A 17,161-nucleotide genomic window follows, 5' to 3' on the forward strand; every position below is an offset into this window, starting at 1 on the left:
ATAATTATGTTACGTTCACTATACTCAGGAATCAGCGGCATGAAAAACTTTCAGACAAAGCTTGATGTCGTGGCAAACAACATTTCGAATGTCAATACGGCAGGCTATAAGAAAAGCCGGATTACGTTTAAAGATATTGTCAGCCAGCAGCTTTCCGGTGCGACGTCGTCTACTGCAAACCGCGGCTCTGTCAACGGCCAGCAGGTCGGGCTCGGTGCGACGACCGGATCGATCGATATCATTCACACAAACGCAGCGCCTTCAACAACAGGCCGCCAGCTAGACATGACTATTACAGGAGACGGCTATTTCCGTGTCGGATTGGGAGACGGAGATTATGAAGTGTACTTTACAAGATCCGGGAACTTCTACCGCTCTGATGAAGGTGATCTCGTCACTGCTGACGGGCTGTTCGTCTTAACGCCTGATAACGGGAGAATCAATATTCCGCAAGACGCGCAAAGCTTCAGCATCGGACCTGACGGAACGGTGACTTATGTCGACAAAAACAACGAGAGCCAGCCCGCCGGCCAAATCTCGCTTGCGACATTCAACAATACATCCGGTTTAACAAAAACGGGGGACAACCTTTACCGCGAAACATTGAGTTCTGGAGCTCCGCAAGTCGTTGTGCCTGGAGAAGACGGCTCAGGAAAGATTCAAACGAGTGCGCTTGAAATGTCGAACGTCGACCTTTCAGAAGAGTTTTCCGAAATGATTATCGCGCAGCGCGGCTTCCAGTCCAATGCGAAAATCATTACAACCTCTGATGAAATTCTTCAGGAACTCGTCAATCTGAAGCGATAGGAGGGAAGGAGGCGCCCTCGTAAAGGCGCCTCTTGAAAACACATGATCAAAGTTACGCGATTAAACGGACAGCCTTTTATTCTGAACGCGCTATTCATTGAGCAAATTGAATGTTTTCCGGATACGACAATTACGCTGTCAAACGGAAAAAAGTTTGTTGTCAAAGAAGATGAAGATACAGTTGTGGATACAATCGTGTCATTCTATCAAAAAATCCAAATACTTTCTTGTGACCAAAGAATTGAGGAATCTGAATGAATAAAAAACTTCTAGGAATTATGCTGACGATTATTCTGGCAATTGCTGTGTTAGGAACCGCTGCGTTCTTTGTCATTAAGGGAAGCGCAAGTGAAAAAGATCAAACGAAAGAACCTTCGATCGATGAAGTGGTCGAATCATCAGTTGAAGTCGCCGAAATCACGACAAACTTGAAATCGGACAATGTGGTCCGTTTGTCAATCAAGCTTGAAACCGATTCGAAAGAGGCGAAAGAAGAGCTTGAAAAGCGGGATTTCCAAATTAAAGATTCAGTCATCTCCCTTTTGGCAAACACGAACGCAGATGATCTTGAAGGACAAAAAGGAAAAGAAAAGTTTAAAGAGCAGCTGAAAGAAAAGCTGAACACGAACTACATGAAAGAGGGAAAAGTGAAAACTGTATACATTACCTCCTTTAATCTGCAGTAGGAACATAGATGACAGAACCATGGAGGTGAAAACAGATGGCAGGAGAAGTACTCTCCCAAAATGAAATCGATGCACTGCTTTCAGCGATATCGACAGGTGAAATGGACGCCGACGAGCTGAAAAAAGAAGAGTCCGTTAAAAAAGTAAAAGTCTATGACTTTAAACGGGCGCTCCGCTTTTCAAAGGATCAGATCCGCAGCTTGACAAGGATTCACGATAACTTTGCAAGGCTGCTAACGACTTATTTCTCGGCTCAGCTGAGAACCTATATCCAGATCTCGGTCAGCTCGGTTGATCAGGTTCCTTATGAGGAATTCATCAGATCCATTCCGAATATGACGATCCTCAATCTGTTTGAGGTTCGCCCTCTTGAAGGAAGAATCATGATGGAGATCAACCCGACCATCGCCTATACGATGATGGACCGGGTGATGGGCGGGATCGGTTCGAGCCACAACAAAATTGACAGCATGACGGAAATTGAGACGAAAATCATGTCCAATTTATTTGAAAGCTGCCTCTCGAATTATAAAGATGCGTGGGAATCCATCACGGAAATCGAGCCGGAAATGTCCGATTTTGAAGTGAATCCGCAGTTTGTGCAAATGGTATCGCCGAATGAGACGGTCGTTGTCATTTCGCTGAACACGCAAATAGGAGACATCAGCGGGGTTATCAACCTGTGCATCCCGCACGTCGTCCTGGAACCGATCATTCCTAAGCTTTCCGTTCACTACTGGATGCAATCAGACAGAATAGAACCAAAACCGGAGGAAACAAAGTCGATAGAAAAGCGGATTATGACGGCGCGAATTCCAATTGTCGCAGAACTCGGATCATCGGAATTAACCATTGAAGAGTTTTTAAATTTAGAAATTGGAGATTGTATCACTTTGGACAAATCAGTAGCAGAACCTCTTACTGTTTTGGTCGGAGATAAACCGAAATTTCTAGCACAAGCCGGCCGAATGAATCGAAAGACTGCGATTCAAATTCTAGATCACGACATAAGAGGTGAAGAATATGGAGAATAACAATAGGTTATCACAGGATGAAATTGATGCGCTGCTTAAAGGCGGCGATGATACGGCTCAAGAGCAGCCGGAATCAGGGTTGTCCCTGATGGAACAGGATACGATCGGGGAAATCGGAAACATTTCCTTTGGGAGCTCTGCAACAGCTTTGTCCACTTTATTGAATCAAAAAGTCGAAATTACAACACCGACTGTTTCGGTGATTGAAAAAAGCCATTTAAATGATGAGTTCCCGCACCCGTATGTTTCAATCGGTGTGAGCTATACGGAAGGTTTTTCAGGAAACAATCTTCTCGTCATCAAGCAGGAAGATGCCGCGATCATCGCTGATTTGATGATGGGTGGAGACGGGACGAACGCAGATCCGTCGCTTGGCGAAATTCATCTAAGCGCCGTTCAGGAAGCGATGAACCAAATGATGGGTTCCGCAGCGACGTCGATGTCCACCGTCTTCAGCAAGAAGATTGATATTTCTCCGCCGGAAGTTGACCTCCTTGATGTGAATGAAGGGGAAGGAACAGAGCAAATTCCGAAAGAGGACCCGCTCGTCAAAGTATCTTTCAGACTGAAAGTCGGAGAACTGATCGATTCGCATATTATGCAGCTTTATCCGCTGACCTTTGCAAAAGACCTGATCGATGAATTAACGAATCAGGACGGCGGAGAAGAGCCTGTGCAGACTGAAGAGGTAAAGCAGCCGCCCGTACAGGAAAACCCGGCGCCTAGTCCGAGTCCGGCACCTGCTCAGACACAAAGACAGGAGCCTGCGCCTAAACGGCAAGGGACGGCAAAAGTTTCAGAGCCTGTGCAGGTGGCACCGGCAGAGTTTCAATCCTTTGCCCCTCAGACTGACGCGCAGCCGCACCTTCAAAACCTTGACATGCTCATGGATATTCCTTTGTCCGTCACAGTCGAGCTGGGGAGGACAAACCGCAGCGTCAAAGAGGTGCTTGAACTGTCAACCGGCAGTATCATTGAGCTTGACAAACTCGCAGGCGAGCCTGTCGACATCCTGGTCAACCAGCGCGTCGTTGCCAAAGGCGAAGTTGTCGTCATCGATGAAAACTTTGGCGTCAGGGTGACAGACATTTTAAGTCAGGCGGAACGAATCAGCAAATTACGATAATAACAGATTGATTGGAGAGATTAATAATGGCTTACAAGATTTTAGTAGTTGATGATGCAGCATTTATGAGAATGATGATTAAAGACATTTTAGTGAAAAACGGCTTTGAAGTCGTCGCAGAAGCGCAAGACGGAGCGCAGGCTGTTGAAAAATATAAAGAGCATTCACCTGATCTTGTCACAATGGATATCACGATGCCGGAAAAAGACGGAATCACGGCTCTTAAAGAAATCAAGGAAATCGATCCGCAGGCAAAAATCATCATGTGTTCGGCAATGGGCCAGCAATCGATGGTTATCGACGCTATTCAGGCGGGAGCGAAAGACTTTATCGTCAAACCGTTCCAGGCTGACCGCGTGATGGAAGCGATCAATAAAACGCTAAGCTAAAGGGTGTACAACTTGTTTAAGAAACCTCTTATTTTCATAGCCGGCCTTTGTCTATTTGCCTTTCTCGTGCTGCCGTATGCTCCGGCTCTCGCAGAGGAATCGGGGGATCAGACCGTTGACCATCTGTTTGAGCAAAAAGGTGCGGGCAAAGAGAAAGAAAAAGCAAAAGACAAAGACAAAACCGAGGAAAAAAGTTCTCTTAAGGAAGAGGCGGAGGCCGAACCCCCGTCTCCTTCCGTTTCCATATTTGATTTTGTGAAAATGATCGGCGCGTTACTGTTCGTCATTTTTCTGATCTACGCTTTGGTCAAATTCATGAATAAACGCAACCGCCTGTTAAAACCCTTCCAGTATGTCGAAAACATCGGCGGAACTTCGCTCGGGCAAAACAAGTCCGTACAGCTGATTAAAGTAGGGAACAGGGTGCTGGTCGTCGGTGTCGGCGAGAATATCCAGCTGCTGAAAGAGATCGATGATGAAAAGGAATATAAAGAAATTCTCACGCAGCATGAAGCTGCGATGAACAGCAAGATTGAATGGCAGAAATGGATGGATCAAGTCAAAGTTCCAGGCGTGCAAAAGCAAAGCGGCACAGCATCTTTTTCCGAGTCGTTAAAAGCACAGCTCGCGGAACTGAAACAAAATCGCGCAGAAGGCAGAAAGAAAGGCCAAAATCAACATGAATGAGTTTATGGATTTATTTAATTCAAGCGATGCGGCAAACGTCAGCGCCAGTGTCCGGCTCTTGCTGCTTTTGACAGTATTTTCGATCGCTCCGGGGATCTTGATCCTGATGACGTGTTTCACAAGGGTTGTCATCGTATTGTCCTTTGTCCGGACATCGCTGGCAACACAGTCAATGCCCCCAAACCAGGTGCTGATCGGACTTGCACTGTTTCTGACATTTTTCATTATGGGGCCGACTTTTTCCGAGATTAATAAAGAAGCGCTGACGCCGTTAATGAACAATAAAATCACCTTGGATGAAGCTTACACAAAAGCGGAAACCCCGATCAAAACCTTTATGAGCAAGCATACAAGACAGAAAGATCTGGCTTTATTTATGAATTACGCAAAGATGGAGACGCCTGAATCCATTAAAGATATTCCGCTTTCAACGATGGTTCCCGCGTTTGTCATCTCGGAATTGAAAACCGCGTTTCAAATGGGATTTATGATATTTATACCGTTTCTGATTATCGATATGGTTGTGGCAAGTGTTTTGATGTCGATGGGGATGATGATGCTTCCGCCGGTCATGATTTCACTGCCGTTTAAGATTTTGCTGTTTGTGCTTGTAGATGGCTGGTATTTAATCGTTAAATCTTTGCTGCAAAGCTTTTAGAGTAGGTGCTAATACATGAATTCAGAATTTGTTATATCGATGGCTGAAAGGGCTGTATACGTTACATTGCTTATCAGCGGGCCGCTTTTGGCGCTCGCTCTTCTCGTCGGGCTGATCGTCAGCGTTTTTCAGGCAACCACCCAAATACAGGAACAGACTCTTGCATTCATTCCGAAAATCGTCGCCGTTTTGGTCGGGCTCGTCATTTTCGGCCCGTGGATGCTGTCGACGATTTTATCATTCGCGACTGAGCTGTTCTCTAATTTAAACCGTTTTGCAGGGTAGTTTTAACATGTCAATAATTGAATCATTTCCAGCCTTTTTACTTGTATTTGTCAGAATCACAGCATTCTATGTAACGGTGCCTCTATTTTCTTATCGGTCAATTCCTGCCGTTCATAAAATAGGTTTTGCATTTTTTCTTGCGCTCGTCAGTTTTCAGGCGATTGAAAAGCCTCCTCAGCTTGATGTTGACGGAGTTTACATGATGTTGGCCATGAAGGAAGCGCTGATCGGGCTTCTGCTTGGGCTGATCGCCTACATGATGATCTCGGCCGTTCAAATCGCCGGATCATTCATCGATTTTCAAATGGGATTTGCGGTGGCGAATGTGATCGATCCCCAGACAGGAGCGCAAAGCCCGCTTGTCGGCCAGTTTTTATATACGTTGGCGCTGCTCCTCATGCTGAGCCTGAATGCGCATCATCTCCTGCTTGACGGGATTTATTACAGCTATCAATACATCCCGGTCGATAAGATGGCGCTGTCGTTTGGAAGCGAAGGATTTGCCGAGTTTATTGCAAAGAGCTTCAACACGATGTTTATAACAGCATTTCAATTGTCTGCGCCTGTTGTGGCTTGTTTGTTTTTAGTCGATCTGGCATTGGGGATTGTGGCGAGAACGGTGCCGCAGCTCAACGTGTTTGTCGTCGGGCTTCCTTTGAAAATCGCAATCACCTTTATCATGCTCATCATCTGCATGGCCGTTATGTTCAGCATGATGCAGCACGTCTTCGAATTTGCCATTCGGACAATGAGAGATCTATTAACTTTGCTTGGGGTGGCATGATGAAGCTGACGTTGGATTTGCAATTTTTCGCAGGTGAAAAAACGGAAAAAGCGACGCCGAAAAAACGGCGGGAAAGCAGAAAAAAAGGACAGGTTGCCAAAAGCGCAGATGTCAATACAGCGGTTACGCTTCTTATCGTGTTTTTAGCGTTTTTATTCGTCGGACCTTTTATGAGAGACCGCCTGCTCGCACTGATCGAAAAGTATTACAAAGAGTTGATCACGATGAAGGTGTCAGTCGCCAATATTCCCGGCCTGTTTCAAAGTCTTGTGCTTGAATCGGGCTTCATTATGGCACCGCTTTTGCTGACAGCCGTCGTCTCCGGGGTCTTGAGCAACTATATGCAAGTCGGGTTTTTATTTTCCCCTGAAGCGATCAAGCCTGATTTGAAAAAGCTTGACCCGCTTAAAGGATTCAAGCGGATTTACAGCATCAGAGCGATCGTTGAACTGCTTAAATCGATTTTAAAAATCGTGATTGTCGGCGGCGTGACATTCGCCGTTCTATGGCTGAACTTTGACAAAATTCTCAGAATCCCGGCGCTGTCCGCGGGCGAGGCTTTGTCATATGTCGGCTGGCTCACCTTTTTAATGGGGGTTTCCGCTGCAGTCGCCCTGATTTTTCTCGCGGTGCTCGATTACCTCTATCAAAAATTTGATTATGAAAAAAATATTCGCATGTCAAAACAGGACATTAAAGACGAATACAAAAAAACCGAAGGCGATCCTCTGATTAAGTCGAAGATCAAGCAGAAGCAAAAGGAAATGGCGATGCGCCGCATGATGCAGGATGTGCCAAAAGCGGATGTCATCATAACAAACCCGACCCATTACGCCGTCGCGCTGAAATATGACGAAAACAAAATGGATGCGCCGTTTATCATCGCAAAAGGGGTCGATCTGATGGCTCTGAAAATCAGGCAGATCGCCAAAGAACACGATGTCATGACAGTCGAGAACAGACCTTTGGCGAGGGCGCTTTATGACCAGGTTGAGATCGATCAGGCCGTTCCGGAAGAATTCTTTAAGGCCGTAGCCGAAATCCTGGCGTATGTTTACAAAACAAAGCAAAAAATCTAGTGAATTTTTCAGTTTTAAAAGGAGAGAAACAGCATGTCAGCAAGAGATTTATCAGTTTTATCAGGCGTTGTCCTCATTGTGGCAATGCTTATCATACCCTTTCCACCATGGTTGTTGAGCGTTTTAATTATCGTGAATATTTCTCTTGCGTTAATCGTGCTTCTCACCACAATGAACATGCAAGAACCGCTGCAATTTTCGATATTTCCTTCTTTGCTGCTCCTCTTGACGCTGTTCCGCCTCGGGCTGAATGTATCGACGACACGTTCGATTCTGTCCAACGGAGATGCGGGAAAAGTAGTCGAGACGTTCGGGTCTTTCGTTGTCGGCGGAAACGTTTTGGTCGGTCTCGTTGTCTTTATCATTTTGATCATTATCCAATTTATCGTCATAACGAAAGGGGCGGAACGGGTTTCTGAAGTTGCTGCCAGATTCACGCTCGACGCCATGCCGGGGAAACAGATGAGCATTGATGCCGATTTGAACGCCGGAATGGTGACCGAACAGGAAGCGAAAGTGCGCCGTGAGAAAGTGGCCCGTGAAGCCGACTTCTACGGCGCGATGGACGGTGCGAGCAAATTCGTGAAAGGGGATGCGATCGCAGGGATCATCATCGTCCTCATTAACGTCCTTTTCGGAATTGTCATCGGCATGCTGCAAAAACAAATGAGCATTCAGGAAGCCGCTTCACACTTTACGCTCTTGTCTGTAGGCGACGGGATCGTATCTCAGCTGCCTGCGCTCTTGATCTCAACGGCGACGGGTATCGTCGTCACAAGAGCAGCGTCGGACGGGAACCTCGGACACGATATTACAGGCCAGCTGTTTGCTTATCCAAAGCTTTTGTATGTGACGGCGGGAACGATTTTGCTGCTCGGGATTTTCACACCGATCGGCATTCTCCTGACAGGCCCTCTGGCTCTTCTTCTCGCCATCGGCGGCTATACGCTCTCCAAAGCCGGTGAAGAGAAGGAAAAAGTGGAGGATATCCTTGAGGAAGAAGCTGAAGTGGACGAATTAAAAAGTCCCGAAAGCGTCGTTCATCTGCTCGATATTGATCCGATCGAATTTGAATTCGGCTACGGATTGATTCCACTTGCAGATGCAAATCAAGGCGGCGACCTTTTAGACAGAATCGTCATGATCAGGCGTCAGCTTGCGCTTGAACTCGGTCTCGTCATTCCGGTCGTCAGAATCAGGGATAACATCGCTCTTCAGCCGAACGAGTACAGGCTCAAAATTAAAGGAAACGAAGTCGCAAAAGGCGAGCTTCTCCTCGATCACTTTTTGGCGATGTCTCCGACAGGCGAAGACGATCAGATCGAAGGAATTGACACGATCGAACCGTCCTTCGGCCTCCCGGCAAAATGGATACCGGAATCTCAGAAAGATCAGGCCGAAATGCTCGGATATACGGTTGTCGATCCGGCTTCAGTCGTGTCGACCCACATTACAGAGCAGGTGAAAAAGCACGCCCATGAGCTGATCGGAAGACAGGAAACAAAACAGCTGATCGACCACTTGAAAGAATCTTATCCTGTACTGGTCGAAGAGGTCTCGCCGAATCCGCTGTCTGTCGGTGATATTCAGAAAGTGCTGGCCAAACTTCTGAAAGAAAAAGTATCGATCAGGAACTTGGTGACAATCTTTGAAACACTGGCCGACTACGGAAAGCTGACGACGGATTCAGATATGCTGACCGAGTATGTAAGACAGGCGCTTGCCAAGCAGATCACCGCCCAATATGCGAAGGAAAATGAGACGCTGAAAGTGGTGACGTGTTCGGGCCGTGTCGAAAAGGCCGTGGCGGAAGGAATTCAGCAGACTGAACACGGCAACTTTTTATCTCTTGAACCTGCATTATCCGAAAATATCATTCAATCTGTAGCAAGAGAAATCGAACAGCTCTCATTAAGGCAGGAAGTGCCGATCCTTCTATGTTCACCGCCTGTCAGAATGTATGTCAAACAGCTGTTAGAGCGCTATTTCCCTGATCTGCCGGTTCTTTCTTATAACGAACTGGAAGCCAATGTAGAAGTTCAAAGCATCGGAGTGGTGGATATTCAATGAAAATTAAAAAATTTGTAGCTGGTTCTATGCAGGAAGCCACAAAGCAAATTATACAAGAGCTCGGGAATGACGCCGTAATCTTGAATTCTAAAAAAATTCATACGAGAAAATTTCTCGGCTTTGTGAAAAAAGCCGGGGTTGAAGTGATTGCGGTTGTCGACCAGGACTTTTCCGACGCGAGGAAACCGGAGCGGCAAAAGCCAGTTTTACGTGAACAAAGCCCTTCGCCTGTCCCGCAGCCGGACCACCTCGATTTGGCAAGCCAAGTGAAAGAGCTGAAAGAACTGCTGGAAATGCGGCATCATGAGCAGCCTGTTGATGTGCTGCCTGAGCCGCTGAAAAAGGCGGACCAGCTTCTGGCAAAGCAAGGGGTATCGCCGGCCATCCGTACGAAAGCGCTCGGCCGGTTGATCAGCACTTCTTTAAAAAACGGCGAAGAATGGACGGATGAAAAGGCGCTGGCCCACTTAACAGATGCTTTGGCCGATCTTCTTCCCGATAATCGGGAACAGGACGTGGCGATTCATTCCCAATATGTCGTGCTCTTCGGATCGACCGGAGTCGGCAAAACGACGACATTGGCAAAGCTTGCCGCTTCTTCCGTGCTGGAAAGGCAGAAAAAAATCGCTTTTATCACGACGGATACGTACCGGATTGCAGCGGTTGAACAGCTCAGGACATATGCCGAGCTTCTGAATGCGCCGCTCGAGGTGTGCTACACGAAAGAAGAATTTAAAGCGGCCCAGCAAAAGTTCGCCGATTTTGACCACGTCTTTATCGATACGGCGGGCCGGAATTTCAAAGACGGGCAATATGTCAGGGAGCTGAAGGAAATCATTCCGTTTGAGCGTAAGATACAGGCGTTTCTCGTCATGTCCGCGACGAGCAAGTACGAGGATATGAAGGAGCTCATTAAGCAGTTCTCAAGCATTCCGATCGATCAGTTGATATTCACGAAAGTGGATGAAACCGATTCATTGGGAAGCGTCCTGAATCTGCTCGCCGAATCGAGAATCGGCCTCGGCTATATGACAAACGGACAAAATGTTCCGGAAGATATCCGCTACTTGTCAAATGCATCATTTGTCAGACTGCTTACGGGGTGTTGAACATGGATCAGGCAGAAAGCTTACGAAGGCGGATGGGGCAGCGCTTCGCCGAACCGCCCGCCCCTGTCGCTCATCCAAAAGCGAAAACGCTCGCTGTTATGAGTGGAAAAGGAGGCGTCGGGAAGTCGAATATATCGCTGAATACGGCTCTCGCCTTCTTGGAAAAAGGGAAGAGCGTGCTGTTGATCGATCTAGATGTCGGAATGGGGAACATCGATATTTTGATCGGCCGGCAATCGCTCTGCACCGTGATAGATCTCCTTCAGCAAAAAATACCGTTTGAGCGCGCCTTGTCAGCCGGTCCGCGTGGCCTTCAATACATTTCGGGCGGAACGGGACTGGATGCGATGTTCGAATTGAACGGGGAAAACTGGGCGTTCTTTCTGAAAGAATTAACGCGGGCTTTGACAAACTTCGATTATGTCATATTTGATATGGGAGCAGGGCTGTCGAAAGATCAGCTGCCATTCGTCCTGTCAGCGGATGAAATTCTGGTCGTCACCACGCCGGAGCCGACATCGATCATGGACGCTTACAGCGCGATCAAGCATTTGGCATTAACGGGACGCGATCTTCAGCTGAAAGTCGCTGTCAATCGCTGTACAACCCAAAAAGACGGAATTTCCACCTTTCTCCGCCTTTCCAACACGGTAAACGCTTTTTTACAGCAAAAGCTTGCATATGCAGGGCCGATTCCTGAGGATCCCCTGGTACCAAGAGCCGTTGTGGAGCAGCAGCCGTTTCTGATGAAGAACCCGCGTTCCAAGCCGAGCAGGGCGGTTTACCTGCTGGCAGAATCGCTGCTTGATAACGGAAGAACGGAAATAGGCGAAAACCGGTCCTTTATCGATAAATTATCTTCATTCCTGAGGAGGGGCAATACATTATGATTCGTGTTCTTGTCGTTGACGACTCTGCTTTTATGAGAAACATGATCACCAAGTTTTTAACATCCAATCACGAGATTGCTGTAGCAGGAACGGCAAGAAACGGCGAGGAAGCGCTCCAAAAAATCAAGGAGCTCCGCCCGGATGTGATCACATTGGATATTGAAATGCCTGTGATGAACGGAAAAGAAACATTGAAAAGGATCATGGCGAGCGATCCGCTTCCGGTTGTCATGGTATCGAGTCTGACGCAGCAGGGGGCTGATATCACGATCGAATGTCTTGAGCTGGGGGCGATCGATTTCGTCGCAAAGCCGTCGGGTTCAATTTCAATTGATTTATATAAAGTAAGAGACATGCTGATTGAGAAAGTGTTGACAGCAGGGCGGGTGAAACTGAAAGGCCGGCCTGTTCCGATTTCAAAACCCGCCATCGAGACGGCAAAGCGGCCGCCGGTGAGCGGCAGCGATTCAGTCCGTGTTCGGGCTGGAAAACAGCTCATCTGCATCGGTACATCGACAGGGGGACCGAGAGCGCTGCAAAGAGTGCTTCCCAAGCTTCCCAAAACGTTGAAGGCGCCTGTTTTTGTCGTTCAGCACATGCCAAAGGGGTTTACAGCCTCATTAGCGAACAGGCTGAACCACCTCTCAGAAGTAACCGTGAAGGAGGCTGAAAACGGTGAGAGAGCGAAAGACGGCTGGGTTTACATTGCACCCGGAGGGAAAAACATGGCAGTCGGCCTTGAAAAGGGCGAATTGGTGATCACGCTCGATGACCGCGACACAGAGAGCCGTCACAAGCCTTCTGTTGACTATTTGTTCCATTCCCTGGCCTCACTTCGGGAGTTTGAAAAAATCGCCGTCATTATGACGGGGATGGGAAGCGACGGAACAGAAGGCGTAAAAAGCCTTTTGAAACATGGAAGCAAAACGGTGATCGCCGAAGCAGCCGAGTCGTCCGTCGTTTTCGGAATGCCGAAATCGGTCATTAACAACGGGCTTGCAAACGACATCAAGCATGTTGATGAGATTGCCGCAGCCATTATGACGTATATGAAAAAAGAGAGGGCGTGACTCATATGGATATGAATCAATATTTAGACGTCTTTATTGAAGAAAGCAGAGAACATTTGCAAACCTGTAACGAAAAATTGCTCGAACTCGAAAAAAATCCGACAGACCTGCAGCTTGTCCATGATATTTTCAGAGCGGCTCATACTTTGAAAGGGATGAGCGCTACGATGGGCTATGAAGATATGGCTCATTTAACGCACAGTCTGGAAAACGTGCTGGACGCGATCCGAAATGAAGAAATGACCATTACGTCAGAGTGGATGGACGTCATGTTTGAAGCGCTCGATGACCTTGAAGCGATTGTCCTTTCGATCATTGAAGGGGGCGATGGCAAAAGAGACGTTTCAGAAGTCTGCGTCAAGCTTGATGTGACAGGCGCAAACAAGGAGGCGGCCGCATCGGCAGAAGCGCCTGAAGCTGCGTCGTCTGAAACGAAATGGGCCTATGACGAATTTCAGCGGACGGTCATCGCCGAAGCTGAGGAACAAGGCTTTAAATGTTACGAAATCAATGTTGCGTTGAAAGAGGACTGCCTGTTGAAAGGCGTTCGGGTGTACATGGTATTTGAACAGCTGAACGAAATCGGCGAAGTCGTCAAAACGATTCCAGAAACAGAAGTTCTCGAGTCGGAAGATTTTGATTCCGAATTCGTCGTGTGCTTTTTAAGCAAACACGGGGAAGAAGAGATTTTCAACAAAATCAACGGCGTATCTGAAATCGAAAAAATTGAAGTAACCGAGCTTAAAAACGATTTTTCGGCACAGGAAGAAGCTGCGCCTGCCGCGCCTGAAAAAGAAACGGCACCGAAAGACGCGGAGAAAACCCCGGCTAAGCAGCCGGACGGCAAAAAAGAAGCGGCGAAACCTGCAGCAGGCGGCGGAACGAAGACGATCCGCGTCAACATCGACCGCCTCGATTCATTAATGAACCTGTTTGAGGAGCTGGTCATTGACAGAGGGCGCTTAGAGCAGATCGCCAAAGAGCTTGAACACGGCGAATTAACAGATACCGTCGAACGGATGACAAGAATTTCAGGCGACCTGCAATCGATCATCCTCAACATGAGAATGGTTCCGGTAGAAACGGTGTTCAACCGCTTCCCGCGCATGGTCCGCCAGCTGACAAAAGAATTAAATAAAAAGATCGAGCTGTCGATTTTCGGGGCGGAAACCGAGCTTGACAGAACGGTAATAGATGAGATCGGCGACCCGCTTGTCCACCTCTTGAGAAACAGCCTTGATCACGGGATCGAGGCGCCTGAAGTCAGGGTGAAAAACGGTAAGCCTGAAACGGGTCAAGTCCGTCTGAAAGCATATCACAGCGGGAACCACGTCTTTATCGAGGTCGAGGATGACGGAGCCGGCATCAACCGCAAAAAGGTGCTTGAAAAAGCGCTTGAACGCAACGTCATTACCGAACGTGACGCCGAAACGATCGAAGATCATGAAATCGACGCACTCATTTTTGCACCGGGATTCTCAACCGCAGATCAAATCTCGGATATTTCAGGACGCGGGGTCGGCTTGGACGTTGTCAAAAGCAAGCTGGAATCTTTGGGCGGTTCTGTCAGCATCAGGTCGAGCGAAGGCGAAGGTTCGCTTTTCTCCATTCAGCTTCCGCTTACACTGTCGATCATATCCGTGCTGCTAGTCAAACTTGAAAACGAAACGTTTGCGATACCGATTTCTTCTATTATAGAAACGGCTGTCATCGATAAGAAAGATATTCTTCAGACGCACGACCGCGAAGTGATCGATTTCAGGGGCCATATCGTACCGGTGGTTTACCTGAAAGAACAGTTTAATGTTGAGGATTCTTCGGATGATCTTGATCAGCTTCACGCCATCGTCGTGAAAAAAGGAGACAAGCTGACGGCATTTGTTGTCGACTCCTTTATCGGCCAGCAGGAAGTCGTACTAAAATCACTCGGCGATTATTTAACAAACGTCTTTGCCATTTCCGGCGCGACGATTTTGGGAGACGGACAAGTAGCCCTGATCATCGACTGCAACGCCCTTATCAAATAGAAAGCGAAAGGAGAGCGATCCTCTTGACCACACAGACTACCACCGGTGAAAAAATGATTGTGTTCAAAGTAAATCATAAAGAGTATGCCATCTCTGTATCCGAAGTGATGTCCATTGAAAAATGGCAGCAGCCAACAAGGGTGCCGGGAGTGGAACCGTATATTTGCGGCGTCATTAATTTGAGAGGTGTTGTCACACCTGTCATCGATTTAAGAAAGCGGATTGAAGCGCCTGGAGATACGATTACAGATGAAACGAGAATCATCATCATCACCCATCAGGACATTGAAGTCGGCTGGGTGGTGGACGAGGCGAACGATGTCATCACTGTCGAGGAAGAGGAAATTGAATCGGCTCCCGAAACGGTAGGAAAAGACGGCAGGCAATGGATTAAAGGCATCGTCAAGCAAGGGTCCAGACTTCTCAATCTGATTGACTCTGAAGCTGTTTTAAACCGGAAGTCGAGCCTTGCCGCCGCTTCTGAAAATGTGAAGAAATAAGGAGCCTATGATGAGCGTATTTAACGGAATTAGAGAAGAGCATCTTGATATATTGCGGGAAGTCGGGAATATCGGAGCGGGTCATTCCGCTTCTGCCCTGGCTCTATTGCTGAACAGGAAAATCGAAATGGAAGTGCCGTTTGTCAAGCTGATGTCGTTTGATGAGCTTGTCAACCTATTCGGCGGTGCAGACCTTCCTGTCGCAAGCATCTTTTTGCGCATGGAAGGGGATTTTCCCGGTTCTATGTTCGTGATCATGCCTTTTTCAGAGGCCGAGCAGCTGATCAGGGAGCTTGTCGGCAATCCGGAATTCGAGATTGACAGCATGACGCCGAATGATATCGGAGCCTCCGCCCTGCACGAACTCGGGAATATTATGGCGGGATCTTATTTGACCGCTCTCGCTGATTTGACAAACCGGCAAATGTACCCGAGCGTCCCTGAACTGACGCTTGATATGTTCGGAGCCGTCATCAGCGAAGGGCTGATCGAGCTCAGCCAAGTTGGAGACCAGGTTATCGTGATCGACAACTCCATTTTTGACGAGGAGCACAACCGGAAAGTAAAAGCGCATTTGTTCCTTCTGCCGGACTATGATTCTTTTGAAAAGCTCTTTCATGCATTGGGTGCAGCTCTATGAAAATCTTAGAAAAAGAAACATCGATTATCAGAGTGGGAATTGCCGATGTGAAAATAGTCCGCACTCCCGACAAGATCAGGACATCGGGTCTCGGTTCGTGCGTCGGACTCGTGCTCTATGATTTGGAAGCGAAGACGGCCGGTCTCGTCCACGTCATGCTTCCCGACTCTTCCTTATCCAAGACACCGGACATCAATGTGGCAAAGTACGCGGACACAGCTGTCGAAGCGACGGTCAAGATGCTGCTTGAAGCCGGATGCCGAAAATACGCTTTGAAAGCGAAAATGGCCGGAGGAGCCGAAATGTTTAAATTTAAGATGACAAATGATTTGATGAAAGTCGGGCCAAGAAATGTGCTTGCGATTAAAAAACATCTATCTCTCTTAAACATTCCGATTGTAAGCGAGGATACAGGCGGAAACAGCGGAAGAACGATCGAGTTCGATCCGCAGTCAGCCGAACTTGTCATCCGGACAGTTAAACAAGGTGTAACGACGATTTAATATGCAATATAGGGGGATAAAGATGCAATCCTTGAACTATGAAGATCAGATGCTTTGGTCGCGGTGGAAAGAATGGAAAGATCCTCAGGCAGGCGATGATTTAATCCGCCGCTATATGCCGCTTGTGACATATCATGTCGGCCGGATAGCCGTCGGCTTGCCCAAGTCCGTTCATAAAGACGATTTGGTCAGCCTTGGCATGCTGGGTTTGTATGACGCCCTTGAAAAATTTGATCCGGGAAGGGATTTGAAGTTTGATACATACGCTTCCTTCAGAATCAGAGGCGCTATTATCGATGGCCTTCGCAAAGAAGACTGGCTTCCGAGAACATCCCGTGAAAAAACGAAGAAAGTGGAAGCTGCGATCGAAAAGCTCGAACAGCGCTACTTAAGAAATGTTTCGCCGAGCGAAATCGCCGCTGAGCTGGGAATGAGCGAGCAAGACGTCGTGACCACAATCAATGAAGGTTTCTTTGCGAATCTCCTTTCAATTGATGAGAAGCTTCACGACCATGAAGACGGTGAGAACGTCCAGGTGATGATCAGGGACGACAAAACGAGCACGCCGGAAGAAAAAATGCTCAAAGACGAACTGATCTCCCAGCTTGCGGAAAAAATAAACGAGCTTTCAGAAAAAGAACAGCTCGTGATCAGCTTATTCTATAAAGAAGAGCTGACCCTGACGGAAATCGGACAGGTTTTGAATTTGTCGACTTCCCGCATTTCACAGATTCACTCCAAAGCGCTTTTGAAACTGAAGCATCTGCTGGATAAAGTGGTACAATAACATGTAAGCTGCCGGCATGGAACCGGCAGC

At 47.6% G+C, this 17,161-nt stretch carries 20 protein-coding genes; all 20 read left to right on the top strand.

What is annotated here, in order from left to right:
• Positions 1-6: 6 nt before the first annotated feature.
• The 20 genes from flgG to MHH76_RS09215 are packed head-to-tail and all read left to right on the top strand — an operon-like array spanning position 7 to position 17,131.
• Positions 7-807: a flagellar basal body rod protein FlgG gene (flgG, locus tag MHH76_RS09120; RefSeq protein ID WP_025811386.1), complete on the top strand. Its 801-nt coding sequence runs from the start codon at positions 7-9 to the stop codon at positions 805-807.
• Between the two features lie 42 nt (positions 808-849).
• Entirely contained in the window at positions 850-1,065 is a 216-nt protein-coding gene (locus MHH76_RS09125) for a flagellar FlbD family protein (protein WP_003181786.1), read from the top strand.
• The gene (gene fliL, locus MHH76_RS09130; protein WP_020451399.1) at positions 1,062-1,493 is read left to right on the top strand and encodes a flagellar basal body-associated protein FliL; all 432 of its coding nucleotides are present in this window, start codon (positions 1,062-1,064) and stop codon (positions 1,491-1,493) included. The genes MHH76_RS09125 and fliL overlap by 4 nt, the downstream gene beginning before the upstream one ends.
• A 35-nt stretch (positions 1,494-1,528) precedes the next feature.
• Positions 1,529-2,527 (top strand): flagellar motor switch protein FliM, encoded by a 999-nt coding sequence (fliM, locus tag MHH76_RS09135; protein ID WP_020451400.1) that lies wholly within the window; start codon positions 1,529-1,531, stop codon positions 2,525-2,527.
• Complete coding sequence (gene fliY, locus MHH76_RS09140; protein ID WP_020451401.1) at positions 2,517-3,653, top strand: flagellar motor switch phosphatase FliY; 1,137 nt, start codon at positions 2,517-2,519, stop codon at positions 3,651-3,653. The genes fliM and fliY overlap by 11 nt, the downstream gene beginning before the upstream one ends.
• Positions 3,654-3,679: 26 nt before the next feature.
• Entirely contained in the window at positions 3,680-4,042 is a 363-nt protein-coding gene (locus MHH76_RS09145; RefSeq protein WP_003181796.1) for a response regulator, read from the top strand.
• A 12-nt stretch (positions 4,043-4,054) separates the two neighbouring features.
• On the top strand, positions 4,055-4,729 hold the full coding sequence (gene fliZ / locus MHH76_RS09150) for a flagella biosynthesis regulatory protein FliZ (protein ID WP_025811387.1): 675 nt from the start codon (positions 4,055-4,057) through the stop codon (positions 4,727-4,729).
• Positions 4,722-5,387 (top strand): flagellar type III secretion system pore protein FliP, encoded by a 666-nt coding sequence (gene fliP, locus MHH76_RS09155; RefSeq protein ID WP_020451403.1) that lies wholly within the window; start codon positions 4,722-4,724, stop codon positions 5,385-5,387. The genes fliZ and fliP overlap by 8 nt, the downstream gene beginning before the upstream one ends.
• A 15-nt stretch (positions 5,388-5,402) precedes the next feature.
• Complete coding sequence (gene fliQ / locus MHH76_RS09160; protein WP_020451404.1) at positions 5,403-5,672, top strand: flagellar biosynthesis protein FliQ; 270 nt, start codon at positions 5,403-5,405, stop codon at positions 5,670-5,672.
• Between the two features lie 7 nt (positions 5,673-5,679).
• Complete coding sequence (fliR, locus tag MHH76_RS09165; RefSeq protein WP_020451405.1) at positions 5,680-6,456, top strand: flagellar biosynthetic protein FliR; 777 nt, start codon at positions 5,680-5,682, stop codon at positions 6,454-6,456.
• Positions 6,456-7,535 (top strand): flagellar biosynthesis protein FlhB, encoded by a 1,080-nt coding sequence (gene flhB / locus MHH76_RS09170; protein ID WP_020451406.1) that lies wholly within the window; start codon positions 6,456-6,458, stop codon positions 7,533-7,535. Before fliR ends, flhB begins: the two co-directional genes overlap by 1 nt.
• A 33-nt stretch (positions 7,536-7,568) precedes the next feature.
• A complete protein-coding gene (gene flhA / locus MHH76_RS09175; protein WP_020451407.1) occupies positions 7,569-9,605 on the top strand; it encodes a flagellar biosynthesis protein FlhA in 2,037 nt (678 codons plus the stop codon).
• Positions 9,602-10,714 carry a flagellar biosynthesis protein FlhF gene (gene flhF / locus MHH76_RS09180; RefSeq protein ID WP_025811388.1) on the top strand — a complete coding sequence of 371 codons (1,113 nt, stop codon included), beginning with the start codon at positions 9,602-9,604 and terminating at the stop codon, positions 10,712-10,714. Before flhA ends, flhF begins: the two co-directional genes overlap by 4 nt.
• 2 nt (positions 10,715-10,716) lie before the next feature.
• Positions 10,717-11,604, top strand: a complete 888-nt coding sequence (locus MHH76_RS09185; protein WP_033155132.1) for a MinD/ParA family protein — start codon at positions 10,717-10,719, stop codon at positions 11,602-11,604.
• Entirely contained in the window at positions 11,601-12,674 is a 1,074-nt protein-coding gene (locus MHH76_RS09190) for a chemotaxis response regulator protein-glutamate methylesterase (RefSeq protein WP_025811390.1), read from the top strand. Before MHH76_RS09185 ends, MHH76_RS09190 begins: the two co-directional genes overlap by 4 nt.
• Before the next feature lie 5 nt (positions 12,675-12,679).
• Positions 12,680-14,701 (top strand): chemotaxis protein CheA, encoded by a 2,022-nt coding sequence (locus tag MHH76_RS09195; protein ID WP_025811391.1) that lies wholly within the window; start codon positions 12,680-12,682, stop codon positions 14,699-14,701.
• Positions 14,702-14,724: 23 nt separating this feature from the next.
• Positions 14,725-15,201 carry a chemotaxis protein CheW gene (locus tag MHH76_RS09200; RefSeq protein ID WP_003181816.1) on the top strand — a complete coding sequence of 159 codons (477 nt, stop codon included), beginning with the start codon at positions 14,725-14,727 and terminating at the stop codon, positions 15,199-15,201.
• 10 nt (positions 15,202-15,211) lie between these two features.
• Positions 15,212-15,841 carry a chemotaxis protein CheC gene (locus MHH76_RS09205; RefSeq protein ID WP_003181818.1) on the top strand — a complete coding sequence of 210 codons (630 nt, stop codon included), beginning with the start codon at positions 15,212-15,214 and terminating at the stop codon, positions 15,839-15,841.
• Entirely contained in the window at positions 15,838-16,344 is a 507-nt protein-coding gene (locus tag MHH76_RS09210; RefSeq protein ID WP_003181820.1) for a chemotaxis protein CheD, read from the top strand. Before MHH76_RS09205 ends, MHH76_RS09210 begins: the two co-directional genes overlap by 4 nt.
• Positions 16,345-16,366: 22 nt before the next feature.
• Positions 16,367-17,131, top strand: a complete 765-nt coding sequence (locus MHH76_RS09215) for a FliA/WhiG family RNA polymerase sigma factor (protein WP_003181822.1) — start codon at positions 16,367-16,369, stop codon at positions 17,129-17,131.
• The last annotated feature ends 30 nt before the right edge of the window (positions 17,132-17,161 follow it).

Source organism: Bacillus sp. FSL L8-0193 (assembly GCF_037976065.1).
Taxonomy (GTDB): Bacteria; Bacillota; Bacilli; order Bacillales; family Bacillaceae; genus Bacillus; species Bacillus paralicheniformis.

Coding starts and splice junctions, on each gene's coding strand:
- fliR (WP_020451405.1), top strand. CDS start 5,680: ATGTCAATAATTGAATCATTTCCAGCCTTTTTACTTGTATTTGTCAGA.
- MHH76_RS09125 (WP_003181786.1), top strand. CDS start 850: ATGATCAAAGTTACGCGATTAAACGGACAGCCTTTTATTCTGAACGCG.
- MHH76_RS09215 (WP_003181822.1), top strand. CDS start 16,367: ATGCAATCCTTGAACTATGAAGATCAGATGCTTTGGTCGCGGTGGAAA.
- fliL (WP_020451399.1), top strand. CDS start 1,062: ATGAATAAAAAACTTCTAGGAATTATGCTGACGATTATTCTGGCAATT.
- MHH76_RS09190 (WP_025811390.1), top strand. CDS start 11,601: ATGATTCGTGTTCTTGTCGTTGACGACTCTGCTTTTATGAGAAACATG.
- MHH76_RS09195 (WP_025811391.1), top strand. CDS start 12,680: ATGGATATGAATCAATATTTAGACGTCTTTATTGAAGAAAGCAGAGAA.
- flhA (WP_020451407.1), top strand. CDS start 7,569: ATGTCAGCAAGAGATTTATCAGTTTTATCAGGCGTTGTCCTCATTGTG.
- fliY (WP_020451401.1), top strand. CDS start 2,517: ATGGAGAATAACAATAGGTTATCACAGGATGAAATTGATGCGCTGCTT.
- flhF (WP_025811388.1), top strand. CDS start 9,602: ATGAAAATTAAAAAATTTGTAGCTGGTTCTATGCAGGAAGCCACAAAG.
- fliM (WP_020451400.1), top strand. CDS start 1,529: ATGGCAGGAGAAGTACTCTCCCAAAATGAAATCGATGCACTGCTTTCA.
- MHH76_RS09185 (WP_033155132.1), top strand. CDS start 10,717: ATGGATCAGGCAGAAAGCTTACGAAGGCGGATGGGGCAGCGCTTCGCC.
- flgG (WP_025811386.1), top strand. CDS start 7: ATGTTACGTTCACTATACTCAGGAATCAGCGGCATGAAAAACTTTCAG.
- fliQ (WP_020451404.1), top strand. CDS start 5,403: ATGAATTCAGAATTTGTTATATCGATGGCTGAAAGGGCTGTATACGTT.
- MHH76_RS09210 (WP_003181820.1), top strand. CDS start 15,838: ATGAAAATCTTAGAAAAAGAAACATCGATTATCAGAGTGGGAATTGCC.
- flhB (WP_020451406.1), top strand. CDS start 6,456: ATGAAGCTGACGTTGGATTTGCAATTTTTCGCAGGTGAAAAAACGGAA.
- fliP (WP_020451403.1), top strand. CDS start 4,722: ATGAATGAGTTTATGGATTTATTTAATTCAAGCGATGCGGCAAACGTC.
- MHH76_RS09145 (WP_003181796.1), top strand. CDS start 3,680: ATGGCTTACAAGATTTTAGTAGTTGATGATGCAGCATTTATGAGAATG.
- MHH76_RS09205 (WP_003181818.1), top strand. CDS start 15,212: ATGAGCGTATTTAACGGAATTAGAGAAGAGCATCTTGATATATTGCGG.